This window comes from Priestia megaterium (assembly GCF_009497655.1).
Lineage (GTDB): Bacteria > Bacillota > Bacilli > Bacillales > Bacillaceae_H > Priestia > Priestia zanthoxyli.
The window spans coordinates 4,441,996-4,454,507 of sequence record NZ_CP023317.1; the positions used below are offsets into that span (position 1 = coordinate 4,441,996).

Consider the following 12,512-nt stretch of genomic DNA (forward strand, 5'->3'; position numbering starts at 1 on the left):
GTAAGATAATTATCAGTTATTATCTCCCTGCAGCAGTAGGAATAAACAAGATTCTAGTAAAAAGTAAAATTTAGTTGTCCTTCATCAACAGAAAAAAGCCGGGTACTCAAATTGAGTACCCGGCTTTTTTTATGCTGATGTTTTGCTGCCTTCTTGAATAGTAGATCCGTCTTCTAATACGAACTTAGGAGCCGCTTGATCACGAACTGTTTCACCTGTGATAATACATTTTGTAATATCATCACGTGAAGGAAGATCAAACATTACATCTAACATAATACCTTCAATGATTGAACGTAGACCACGAGCACCTGTTTTACGCTCGATTGCTTTTTTAGAAATTTCTACTAAAGCCTCGTCTTCGAACTCAAGTTCAACGTCATCAAGTTCAAGCATTTTTTGATATTGTTTCACTAGTGCATTTTTCGGTTTTGTTAAAATCTCAACTAGCGCTTCTTCATCAAGAGGCACTAAGCTAGCAGTAACCGGTAAACGACCAATAAACTCTGGAATTAAACCAAATTTTAATAAATCTTCCGGTAATACTTTTGCTAGTAACTCTTTTTCTGTAAAGTCTTGTTGTTTTGTTTCTGAACCGAAACCAATTACTTTTTTACCTAGACGGCGCTTAATAATAGGTTCGATTCCGTCAAACGCACCACCGCAAATAAATAAGATATTTGTTGTATCAATTTGAATAAATTCTTGATGAGGGTGTTTGCGTCCACCTTGAGGAGGAACACTTGCTACAGTACCTTCTAAGATTTTAAGAAGAGCCTGCTGCACACCTTCACCTGATACATCACGTGTAATAGATGGGTTTTCAGACTTACGCGCTACTTTATCAATTTCATCGATGTAGATGATACCTTTTTCAGCTTTCTCCACATCGTAATCAGCTGATTGAATTAATTTTAATAAGATGTTTTCAACATCTTCTCCTACATAACCCGCTTCTGTTAGAGATGTTGCATCTGCAATCGCAAACGGTACGTTTAAAATACGAGCCAATGTTTGAGCTAGTAAAGTTTTACCGCTTCCTGTAGGTCCAATTAATGCAATATTACTTTTTGATAACTCAACGTCATCAATTTTACTGTTTGAATTGATTCGTTTGTAATGGTTGTATACTGCAACAGATAACGATTTTTTCGCATCCTCTTGACCAATTACATACTCATCTAAAATGTCACGAATTTCTTTTGGTTTTGGTACATCTTTAAATTCTACTTCTTCTTCTGTACCTAACTCTTCTTCTACGATTTCCGTGCAAAGTTCAATACATTCATCGCATATGTAAACACCTGGACCCGCAACTAACTTGCGTACTTGTTCTTGTGTTTTACCACAAAATGAGCATTTTAACTGCCCTTTTTCATCGTTAAATTTAAACATAATTTTCACCCCTTGTAGTATTTACTAAAGTGCTCGAAGCTGATTTCTATCCGCGCTATAGCCCAACAACATGAACAACTCATCTATTTGTAGGTAAATGCCCCTCTTTATCACATAGTAAAAGCGCTATGAAAAGATTTGTATTGCATTTTACCATACATTTTCTTGAATAGATACTAAAACGTTTTATGTATATGTTGTTGATGAGCATAACAGAATGAAGATCTGCTATTATATAGTGTCCTCTTATTGGGCCTATTTCATAACCACGGATTTCAAACAATGGGTTAAAGCTGCTTCTACGGTGTTGGTTATGATATAAAAAAACTATTGAAGTTTATAAAACAAGGCACGATCAAGTCGCGCCTTGTTTCTTACTTACTATTATGCAACAGCTTTGCTGTTTTCTACAAGAAATTCAACTGCTTTACGTACTTTCATGTCTTCTTTAATGCTATCAAGACTGCCAAGCACTTTCTTAATTTCTTCGACAGGCATGTTGTACATTCCTGCCATGTTTTCTAATTCTTTTTCTACTTCTTCTTCGCTTACTTCAAGATTTTCAGCTTTTGAAATAGCTTCTAGCGTTAAGTTGATTTTCACACGCTTTTCAGCATCCGGACGCATTTGGTCGCGAAGAGCTTTTTCATCTTGACCTGAGAATTGGAAGTAAAGTTCAAGGTTAAGACCTTGCATTTGTAAACGTTGTTCAAACTCTTGCATCATACGATCCATTTCAGTGTTGAACATTGCTTCTGGAATTTCTACTTCAGCATTTTCAGCAGCTTTTTCTACTAAAGTGTCGCGAAGAGCTGATTCTGCTTGGTTTTCTTTATCGCTTTGTAATTTTTCTTTTGTTTTTGCTTTTAACGCTTCTAAAGTTTCTACTTCTTCATCTACGTCTTTTGCAAACTCATCGTCTAAAGCTGGAAGCTCTTTAGATTTGATTTCGTGTAATTTCACTTTGAATTTAGCAGCTTTACCAGCTAGCTCTTCAGCGTGATACTCTTCAGGGAATGTTACTTCCACTTCTTTTTCAGCGCCTACTTCAAGACCAACTAGTTGCTCTTCAAAGCCAGGGATGAATGTGTTAGAACCGATTTCTAAAGAATAGTTTTCGCCTTTTCCGCCTTCAAATGCTTCGCCATCAACGAAACCTTCAAAGTCGATTACAGCTGTATCGCCTTCAGCTACTGTTCCTTCTTCTTTAACAACTAGTTCAGCGTGACGCTCTTGAAGTGTTTTTAATTCAGCTTCAACGTCTTCATCTGTTACAGTTGTATCTACTTTTTCTACTTCTAAGTTTTTGTATTCGCCTAATTTAACTTCAGGCTTAACAGTTACTTTAGCAGTGAAAACTAGAGGTTGTCCTTTTTCGATTGTTTCAACATCGATTTCTGGACGATCAACCGGCTCGATACCAGCTTCAACAATTGCATTGCTGTAAGCTTCAGGTAATAAGATGTCTAGTGCATCTTGGTATAAAGATTCTACGCCAAAACGTTTTTCGAAAAGTGGACGAGGCATTTTACCTTTACGGAACCCTGGTACGTTTACTTGTTTTACAACTTTTGTGAATGCTTTATCTAAGGCTTTATCAAACTCAGCAGCTTCAACTTCTACTGTTAAAACGCCTTGATTTCCTTCTTGTTTTTCCCATTTTGCAGACATGAATGTTTCCCTCCAAAATCATTTTAAGTAGTGATTTCTAAATTAGATAATGCAGATAGCCTATCAGTTCAAACCTCAATCATTATCTATTTAACTCCCTACTACTTTAAAGTAAGTAGGAATGTAATGTAAAGATGAAATTCTACTATACGTATTTAAGTGCATTTTACAACCATTATATTATAACATACAACAATGACGTTTCAACTAAACACCACATTTTATATAAAAGAAATTTCTTCAATTTCTTTTAGCTCTTTAATTGCCTTTCGTAATTCAGCTGCGGAGAAACTTCCGTCTTCCTCTGCTACAGCTGCATCTGACTCTTCTCCTTGCATCATCAGACTAACAGCATACACCGCTTCTGTCCAAAGTTTTACATTATCACCCGGTAAAAACGGAAATGTTATAAATAAATGACGCTGCCATATTTCAACGGCAACCTGCAGCAATGTAGGATTTTCATGCTCCAGCTTTTCCGTCAGCTGCGCTTCTACTTGCTCGGCAAACAAATACGGTGTTGTTCGTTGAAGCTGAAGCGCATTTACTTTTTTCGTCTCTCCAAACTTACTAATCATAAAATCAATGTCTACTTCTTCTTCCATGACTGTTTTTAAAGCGACTGTTTTTACGATAGGGTGAATAGCTTCAGATGAAAATAGCTGTTCCAGAAAGAAGCGCTGCTTTTCAATTCTCTTTGTTTTTAATGAATGAACCCATTCAAGCTGATCTTGAATATTGTCTAGAACTGTGAATGATTTAAACTGCTCTATCTGTTCTTCTTCTGTTTGTTCTTCTATGACTTGTTCTTGATTCATTCTATTTTTGCAGAACTCCAATAGCTGATAAAGCTGTTCAGCATGTTCAGAAGGGAGTTTGTGTTCTTGAATAACTGTTTGTAGAGTGACATATCCTTCATGATAATGACCAAGCTGAATTAACACCATGAGGTACATTTGCAAATTATGATAATAATCGCCAATATCTTCTTTCAGCATTTGCTCACATAATTCCTTAGCTATGCCTGCATCACCGAGCTCCACGTGACAAATAACAAGGCCAAGCAAAATTTCATGATGCTTATTATCAAGTTCGTAGGCCTGCTCAAATAAAGGAAGTGCTTCTTGAAATTGCTTGTGCTGCATATGTTCTGTAGCTTTTTCAACCAACCGTTCTTTTAATAGAGGAAAAGCTACAATTTTGTTTTGTTGTTCATTCGACATGTTTTCTCCCCACTTCGCGGTCCATTTGCTTTACAGTTTAGCAATTGAATTAACGGAACGCAAAAAAATCGAGCAAAATCATCATTTTGCTCGATTTTTGGTTAATATCTTACCGTTTTTGCTTCATAAGCAGAAATGTCGTCTTCAAAAGAAAGCGTATAGCCAATTTCATCATATCCGTTAACAAGCATATATTTCCAATGGCCATTGATCTCAAACGTACGTTCAAAACCTGCTTCATCGGTAATTTTTTGCTGATGAAGATCGATTGTACAGGCGTAAGAAGCACTTTGAGACTCTTTCATTAAATAGGAAACATCTTCTTTTGGTAAAACAATAGGTAAAATACCATTTTTTAGACAGTTTTGTTTAAAAATATCCGCAAATGACGGTGCGATAATGGCACGGAACCCATAGTCTAAAAGCGCCCATGGAGCGTGTTCACGTGACGAACCACACCCGAAGTTCTCGTCAGCTACAAGAATTGTTGCTCCTTGATTTTGAGGCTGATTTAGTTCAAACGTTTCATTTAACGTTTCATCTTCATTATATCGCCAATCAAAAAAGAGAAATTGGCCAAAGCCAGTACGCTCAATTCTTTTCAAAAATTGCTTTGGGATAATTTGATCAGTATCTACGTTTGCTCGGTCGAGACCTGCTACTTTTCCTGTATGGATTGTAAAAGCATTCATCTGTGTTCTCCTCCTTATCGCACCGCTTGTTCTTGTAGTTTGCGTACATCAACAAAATGTCCATATACCGCTGCCGCTGCTGCCATTACCGGGCTTACTAAATGCGTTCTGGCACCTTTTCCTTGACGTCCTTCAAAGTTTCGATTAGAAGTGGACGCACAGTGTTCGCCTTGTGGAACTAAGTCAGAGTTCATGCCTAGACACATGCTGCAGCCCGAGTCTCTCCATTCAAAGCCTGCTTCAATAAAAATAGCAGATAACCCTTCTTCTTCAGCCACTCGCTTTACTTTTTGAGAACCTGGTACAATCATCGCTCGCACATCTGGTGACACTTTCTTTCCTTTAATAAAGGCTGCCACGTCACGAAGATCAGACAAACGAGCATTTGTACATGAACCGATAAATACATGCTGAACTGGGATCTCTTCTATTGCCATGCCGGGCTGTAAGCCCATATACTCAAGTGCTCGTGACAAAGACTTTTTCTCAGCTTCTGTTGTACACTCTTCTAATGTAGGAACTTGCTTGCTAACATAAGAACTCATCGCCGGGTTTGTTCCCCATGTTACAACAGGCTCAATTGTATCTGCATCAATTTCTAGCGTTTCATCGTATGTTGCACCTTCATCTGTTGCTAAAGCTGCCCAAGCTTCCACTGCTTTTTCAAACTGTTCTCCTTTAGGAGCATACTGACGCCCTTTAATATAAGAGAAAGTAACATCATCTGGACTGATTAAACCAGCTTTTGCACCGGCTTCAATAGACATATTACAAATAGTCATGCGCTCTTCCATTGAAAGGTCGCGAATACATTCGCCCGTAAATTCTACGATTGAACCCGTTCCAAAATTCACGCCGAATTTTTGAATAATTGCTAACACAATGTCCTTAGCATAAACACCAGGCTGTTTTTTGCCATTTACTTTCACTTGTAGCGTTTTTGGTTTCGCTTGCCATAGCGTTTGCGTTGCTAAAACATGTTCTACCTCACTCGTTCCTATACCAAAAGCAAGCGCTCCAAATGCACCGTGAGTAGATGTATGGCTATCTCCGCACACAATGGTTTTTCCAGGCTGCGTCAATCCTAATTCCGGTCCAATGATATGCACAATTCCTTGCTCTTCGCTTGTTAAATCTAAAAGCTTCACACCAAACTCATGACAGTTTTCAGATAGTTTGTCTACTTGTTTCTTTGCAATCGGATCTTTAATATTAAAACGGTCAACCGTTGGAATATTGTGATCCATTGTAGCAAACGTTAAGTCCGGACGCTTCACTTGACGATTTGCCACGCGAAGACCTTCGAATGCTTGAGGAGACGTTACTTCATGAATAAGATGAAGATCGATATATAATAAGTCCGGCTTCCCCTCTTCTCGACGTACAACATGTTGTTCCCAAAGCTTATCAATAATTGTTTTTGGTTTCATACTGCTCCTCCTTTCTGATTATGAAAAACGTTTCTCACAAAACGTGAGAAACGCATGATTAACTGTAAGCTGTCATAATGCTTGAAATGGCAGAATCGTTGGCAATAACCGCAGTTATTGCATCCACCATTTTATCGGTACCTAAATAATGATTACCGTCTGCTAAGTCAGCTGTTCGATGACCTGCATGTAATACACTTTCAACCGCTTGTTCAATCACCGCTGCTTCTGTTTCTAATCCAAATGAATGTCTAAGCAACATTGCTGCAGATAAAATAGCAGCAATCGGATTAGCTTTGTTTTGTCCAGCAATGTCTGGTGCAGAACCGTGAACCGGTTCGTATAAAGATGGACCATCAACCGTTAAACTCGCAGATGGAAGCATCCCTAACGATCCTGTCAGCATAGAAGCCTCATCACTCAAAATATCACCAAACATATTTTCAGTTACCACTACATCAAAATATTTCGGATTACGAATTAACTGCATAGCAGCTGAATCTACAAGCATATGCTCAAGCTCTACATCCGGGTAGTCTTTTGCTACTTCTTCAGCTACTTCACGCCACACTCGACTAGACTCAAGCACATTCGCTTTATCAACCGACGTTACCTTTTTACGTCGATTTACAGCCGTTTCAAACGCTTGGCGAATAATCCTTTCTATTTCTGTACGCTTATAAAATAACGTGTCGACAACTGTCTCTTCATTTCCTTCTGTTCGACGCTCGCTAGGCTGACCAAAATATAAGCCCCCTGTTAGCTCACGAACGATAATGAAGTCAACACCTTCAATGTATTCTTTTTTCAAAGGAGAGGCATCTGCTAAGCTATCATAAAACGTCACTGGACGAAGGTTAGCATATAAATCCAATTCTTTTCGAATAGCTAGCAAACCTTTTTCTGGTCGCAAATGTGAAGGGTTACGATCCCATTTTGGCCCTCCAACGGATCCAAGTAAGACGGCATCCGCCTGCTTACAAATCTCAATTGTACTTTCTGGAAGAGGTGTGCCAGCCTCATCAATTGCAGCTCCGCCAATTAATCCATACGTAAACTCGAATTGATGATCAAAGCGCTCTCCAATTGCTTTTAAAACGGCAACAGCGCCTTTGGTTACTTCTGTTCCTACGCCGTCACCTGGTAATACAGCGACTTTTTTTGTCATGGTGGTCTCTCCCTTCAGTTCACATTACTTCTTGCTTTGTACGATGCTGCTGAATAGCGATTAATCGATTAATGGCATTTAAATAGGCTTTCGCTGACGATTCTAATACGTCAAATGCTACTCCGCGTCCGCTTGCTTCAGTTCCTTCGCTTTCAACCTTCACAAATACTTCAGCCAGTGCATCCGGACCGCCGTTAATAGACTGAATACGATAGTCTAATAGTTTGACATCTTGCTCAACACAGCGCTGCAGCGTATTATAGATAGCTTCCACGCTTCCAGATCCCGTAGCTGCTTCTTGAATCTCTTCGCCGTTTTCTTTGCGAAGCGTAATCGTAGCCGTAGGAATATTGTTCGTACCATACTGAACTTGCAGACTTTCAAGCTTATATTCACTGTCTTTGCTAACTTGCTTTTGAATGACTAATGCCAATAAATCATCGTCGGTAATGTCTTTTTTCTTATCTGCTAAGTCTTTAAACTTCTCAAAAAGCACGTTTGCTTCTGTATCTTCCAATGTGAACCCAAGCTCTACTAAGCGTGTACGGAACGCATGACGGCCTGAGTGTTTACCCAGCACAATCGGATTTTGTTTAACACCCACAAGTTCTGGGGAAATAATCTCATATGTTAACGGATTTTTTAAGACGCCATCTTGGTGAATACCTGATTCATGAGCAAAAGCATTTTTTCCGACAATTGCTTTATTTGGCGCAATATTCATTCCGGTAAGCTTACTGATAATGTCACTCGTACGCTTGATTTCGGGCAAGATCAAACCTGTGCTCGCTTGATAGAAGTCTTGACGGACATGAAGCGCAAGTGCTACTTCTTCAAGAGCAGCGTTACCGGCACGTTCTCCGATTCCGTTAATCGTTCCTTCAATTTGAGTAGCTCCTGCTTCAATAGCAGCCATTGAATTAGCAACAGCTAGCCCTAAGTCATCGTGGCAGTGAGCTGACAAATCGACCTTATGAATATTTGATACATGTTCTTTTAAGTAATTAAATACGGATTGATAGTCACCAGGCGTGATAAATCCTACCGTATCTGGAATATTAACGACTTTTGCACCAGCATCGATAACAGCTTCTACAATTCTAGCTAAAAACGGTAAATCTGTGCGACATGCATCTTCAGCAGACCATTGAACAACCGGGAATTTTTCACTTGCGTATTTCACCATTTCCACTGCTGTTTCAAGTACTTCATCAGGTGTTTTTTTCAATTTATGCTGCATATGAATTTCGGAAGTAGCGATAAAAACATGCAGTCTTGGTTCTGCACTTTCTTTTAACGCTTCCCATGCAATGTCAATATCTTTTGTAACAGACCTTGCAAGGCCTGTTACAGAAGAATTTTTGACAATAGACGCAATTTCTTTTACGGATTGAAAATCACCTTTTGAAGAAGCGGGAAATCCGGCTTCAATAATGTCGATACCTAATCGCTCTAACTGCTTAGCAATTTCAAGCTTTTCTTGTAGGTTCAAATTGACTCCAGGTGACTGTTCACCATCGCGTAGCGTCGTGTCAAATAGTTTAATTTTTTGCACTAGCGATCACCGCTTCTTTCTTTTGTTTTTTAACAAATGGCATCATTTCACGTAATTGAGCGCCAACTTTTTCAATTAAATGTTCGTTTTCACGGTTATTGATAGCTGTAAATTCTGGACGATTTGCTTGGTTTTCTAGGATCCAGCCTTTTGCAAATTTACCTGTTTGGATATCTTCAAGCACTTTTTTCATTTGTTCTTTTGAACGCTCATCTACAACGCGTGGTCCTGAAACGAAGTCACCCCATTGAGCTGTATCAGAGATTGAATAACGCATGCCTTCCATTCCACCTTCATACATAAGGTCAACAATTAATTTTAATTCGTGTAAACACTCAAAATATGCAACTTCCGGTTGGTAGCCAGCTTCTACAAGCGTTTCAAAACCAGCTTTAACTAATGAAGTTAAACCGCCGCAAAGTACTGCTTGCTCACCGAAAAGATCTGTTTCTGTTTCTTCTTTAAACGTTGTTTCTAATACACCCGCACGAGCTGAGCCAATTGCTTTAGCATAAGCTAATGCTACGTCTTTTGCTTCGCCAGTTACGTCTTGGAATACTGCGAATAACGCCGGTACGCCAGCTCCTTCTTCATATGTTCTTCTTACAAGGTGACCAGGACCTTTTGGAGCTACTAAGAATACGTCAACGAATTCAGGTGCTACGATTTGATTAAAGTGAATGTTAAAACCGTGAGCAAATACTAAAGATTTTCCTGGTTTTAATCCTGGAAGAATTTCTTCGTTATAAACTTTTGGCTGATGCTCATCTGGAAGTAATACCATTACTACTTCTGCTTGTTGAACTGCTTCTTTTACAGATAATACAGTGAAGCCGTCTTGTTCTGCTTGATCCCATGATTTACCTTTACGTAATCCTACTACCACGTTTACTCCGCTGTCGCGTAAGTTTTGTGCGTGAGCGTGACCTTGTGAACCATAACCTACGATTGCTACTGTTTTACCTTGTAATAATTGATCCTTTGCATCTCCGTTGTAATATACCTTTGTCATAATAAATCTCTCCTCTTAGTTTATATAGTTTTATATAGTTTACTTTTTTAGTAACTAGCTAGAATTAAATGATTGATGAAAGTTTGGCTGCTGCTTTTTGCGTACCGCGCGGAACAGCTACTGTCCCTGTGCGCGTTACTTCTTTTAATCCATAAGGCTGAAGTAAATCAATCATCGCTTCAATCTTGCTGGATTCACCTGTTACTTGAATAATTAAGCTGTCGCGGCTTACATCAATGATGGTTGCACGGAAAGGCTCAATTACTGCATAAAGTTCGTTACGGCTCGCAGGTGTAGATGCTACTTTCATTAAAGCAAGCTCTCTTGACACCACGGCTTGATCCGTAATATCTTGAACTTTCAACACGTCAATCTGCTTGTTTAACTGCTTAATCACTTGTTCAGCAGCATTGTCATGCTCTACGTTTACGACAAACGTCATGCGTGATACATCTTCAGATTCAGTGTGTCCTACCGAAATACTCTCAATATTGAAATTTCTTTTTGTAAATAACCCCGTTACGCGATTTAAAACGCCCGCACGGTTTAATACAGTTGCTGTAATGATTCGCTTCATGGTTTCACCCCTACCATTTCATGTAATCCTTTTCCAGGTGCAACCATTGGATATACGTTTTCTTTAGGTGCGACAAAGAAGTTTAGTAAAACAGGTCCATCTGTTTCCATTGCTTCTTTCAGAGCCGCATGCGCTTCTTCTTCAGTAGAAGCTTGTAAACCTTTGATATCATAGGCTTCTGCAAGCTTCATTAAATTAGGCTGATTCGGAATTAAAGAGTGCGAGTAGCGTTCTTCATAGAAGATTTCCTGCCACTGACGAACCATTCCAAGCGACTGATTGTTAAGCACAACCACTTTAACAGGTAAGTTTAATTCTCTAATAACCCCTAATTCTTGAAGCGTCATTTGAAATCCACCGTCACCAACGACTGCTACAACTGTTTTATCTTTATTTGCCAGCTGAGCGCCGATTGCAGAAGGTAATCCAAAGCCCATGGTGCCAAGGCCACCTGAAGTTACCCATCGATCTGGATTATTAAATGTGTAGTATTGAGCTACCCACATCTGATGTTGCCCAACGTCCGTTGTAACAACGGCATCTCCATTTGTATATTTGTGAAGCAACTCAACTACTTTTTGTGGTTTCAACACGTCCGCTGAGTTCTGATACCATAATGGATATTCTTGTTTCCACGCCGCTAATTTCTCATGCCATTTCGTATAATCTCCAACTTCTCCTTCTTGCAGAAGCAATTGCTTTAATACTTCTTTTGCATCTCCAACAATTGGAATCTTGGTTGGAACATTCTTTCCAATTTCCGCTGGGTCGATGTCAATGTGAGCAATTTTTGCATTTGGTGCAAAATGCTTTAAGTTACCTGTTACTCGGTCATCAAAGCGCGCCCCGATACTAATGAGAAGATCACTCTCATAAATTGCCATGTTTGCTGTGTACGTTCCGTGCATGCCAGCCATTCCTAAATGAAGCGGATGATCTGCAGGAAAACAACCTAACCCTAAAAGCGTATTAATAACCGGAATATTTTGACGCTCAGCATAATTTTTTAATTCTTCTGAACCTTTACTCAATAATACTCCCGCACCTGCTAGAATAACAGGTTTCTTTGCAGCTGCTACTGCGTCTGTTAACTTTTTAACCTGCAGCTGATTTGGAAAATAAGTTGGCTGATAGCCAGGTAAATCAATTTCTCCTTCATAATTAAATGTTCCATCACCCTGTGCCATATCTTTTGGAATGTCGATTAAGACTGGACCAGGTCTTCCTGTTGTCGCAATATGAAATGCCTCTTTGATGATTCTCGGCATGTCGCTGATATTGCGTACTTGATAGCTATGTTTTGTAATTGGCATTGTGATTCCTAATACATCTGCTTCTTGGAACGCGTCAGAACCAATTACACTTGAAGCTACTTGACCAGTAAAAACAACTAAAGGAAGTGAGTCAATCATCGCATCTGCCAAACCTGTTACGATATTTGTTGCACCAGGACCACTTGTTGCGATAACTACACCGGGTTTACCTGAAATTCTTGCGTACCCTTCTGCTGCGTGAATTCCACCTTGTTCGTGACGAGCAAGTACGTGAAACATTCCTGAACCGTATAGCTTATCGTAAATCGGTAAAACGGCTCCCCCTGGGTAACCGAAGATGACGTCAACGTTTTCTCTTCTTAGAGATTCAATCAACATGTCAGCTCCATTCATTTGTGCCCCAGCGCTTACAGGTTCTTTCGTTTGCATATTGGCTCCCACTTTTCTCATCCTTTCGTTTTCTAGATAAAAGAAAAAAGACTTCTCACCCCTAAATAGACCCTATCAAATGATAT

General features: G+C 39.3%; 10 protein-coding genes. All 10 read right to left on the reverse strand.

Features of this window, described 5'->3' with window-relative positions:
* Positions 1-129: 129 nt before the first annotated feature.
* The 10 genes from clpX to ilvB all read right to left on the reverse strand — a co-directional run bounded on the left by clpX (position 130) and on the right by ilvB (position 12,447).
* Positions 130-1,395 carry an ATP-dependent protease ATP-binding subunit ClpX gene (gene clpX / locus CEQ83_RS22765; RefSeq protein ID WP_013059367.1) on the reverse strand — a complete coding sequence of 422 codons (1,266 nt, stop codon included), beginning with the start codon at positions 1,393-1,395 and terminating at the stop codon, positions 130-132.
* 384 nt (positions 1,396-1,779) lie between these two features.
* The gene (tig, locus tag CEQ83_RS22770) at positions 1,780-3,066 is read right to left on the reverse strand and encodes a trigger factor (RefSeq protein ID WP_016765666.1); all 1,287 of its coding nucleotides are present in this window, start codon (positions 3,064-3,066) and stop codon (positions 1,780-1,782) included.
* A 221-nt stretch (positions 3,067-3,287) separates the two neighbouring features.
* Complete coding sequence (locus CEQ83_RS22775) at positions 3,288-4,289, reverse strand: tetratricopeptide repeat protein (RefSeq protein WP_099331312.1); 1,002 nt, start codon at positions 4,287-4,289, stop codon at positions 3,288-3,290.
* A gap of 101 nt (positions 4,290-4,390) precedes the next feature.
* A complete protein-coding gene (gene leuD, locus CEQ83_RS22780) occupies positions 4,391-4,981 on the reverse strand; it encodes a 3-isopropylmalate dehydratase small subunit (RefSeq protein WP_028411734.1) in 591 nt (196 codons plus the stop codon).
* A 14-nt stretch (positions 4,982-4,995) separates the two neighbouring features.
* Positions 4,996-6,411, reverse strand: a complete 1,416-nt coding sequence (leuC, locus tag CEQ83_RS22785) for a 3-isopropylmalate dehydratase large subunit (protein ID WP_028411735.1) — start codon at positions 6,409-6,411, stop codon at positions 4,996-4,998.
* Between the two features lie 58 nt (positions 6,412-6,469).
* Positions 6,470-7,579 (reverse strand): 3-isopropylmalate dehydrogenase, encoded by a 1,110-nt coding sequence (gene leuB / locus CEQ83_RS22790; RefSeq protein WP_028411736.1) that lies wholly within the window; start codon positions 7,577-7,579, stop codon positions 6,470-6,472.
* Between the two features lie 19 nt (positions 7,580-7,598).
* Positions 7,599-9,134: a 2-isopropylmalate synthase gene (locus CEQ83_RS22795; RefSeq protein WP_013085140.1), complete on the reverse strand. Its 1,536-nt coding sequence runs from the start codon at positions 9,132-9,134 to the stop codon at positions 7,599-7,601.
* Positions 9,121-10,146: a ketol-acid reductoisomerase gene (ilvC, locus tag CEQ83_RS22800; protein WP_028411737.1), complete on the reverse strand. Its 1,026-nt coding sequence runs from the start codon at positions 10,144-10,146 to the stop codon at positions 9,121-9,123. Before ilvC ends, CEQ83_RS22795 begins: the two co-directional genes overlap by 14 nt.
* A 64-nt stretch (positions 10,147-10,210) precedes the next feature.
* A complete protein-coding gene (gene ilvN, locus CEQ83_RS22805; RefSeq protein ID WP_013059375.1) occupies positions 10,211-10,723 on the reverse strand; it encodes an acetolactate synthase small subunit in 513 nt (170 codons plus the stop codon).
* Entirely contained in the window at positions 10,720-12,447 is a 1,728-nt protein-coding gene (gene ilvB / locus CEQ83_RS22810) for an acetolactate synthase large subunit (protein ID WP_205689536.1), read from the reverse strand. Before ilvB ends, ilvN begins: the two co-directional genes overlap by 4 nt.
* Positions 12,448-12,512: the final 65 nt, after the last annotated feature.

Coding starts and splice junctions, on each gene's coding strand:
- tig (WP_016765666.1), bottom strand. CDS start 3,066: ATGTCTGCAAAATGGGAAAAACAAGAAGGAAATCAAGGCGTTTTAACA.
- clpX (WP_013059367.1), bottom strand. CDS start 1,395: ATGTTTAAATTTAACGATGAAAAAGGGCAGTTAAAATGCTCATTTTGT.
- leuC (WP_028411735.1), bottom strand. CDS start 6,411: ATGAAACCAAAAACAATTATTGATAAGCTTTGGGAACAACATGTTGTA.
- ilvN (WP_013059375.1), bottom strand. CDS start 10,723: ATGAAGCGAATCATTACAGCAACTGTATTAAACCGTGCGGGCGTTTTA.
- leuB (WP_028411736.1), bottom strand. CDS start 7,579: ATGACAAAAAAAGTCGCTGTATTACCAGGTGACGGCGTAGGAACAGAA.
- CEQ83_RS22775 (WP_099331312.1), bottom strand. CDS start 4,289: ATGTCGAATGAACAACAAAACAAAATTGTAGCTTTTCCTCTATTAAAA.
- ilvB (WP_205689536.1), bottom strand. CDS start 12,447: ATGAGAAAAGTGGGAGCCAATATGCAAACGAAAGAACCTGTAAGCGCT.
- ilvC (WP_028411737.1), bottom strand. CDS start 10,146: ATGACAAAGGTATATTACAACGGAGATGCAAAGGATCAATTATTACAA.
- leuD (WP_028411734.1), bottom strand. CDS start 4,981: ATGAATGCTTTTACAATCCATACAGGAAAAGTAGCAGGTCTCGACCGA.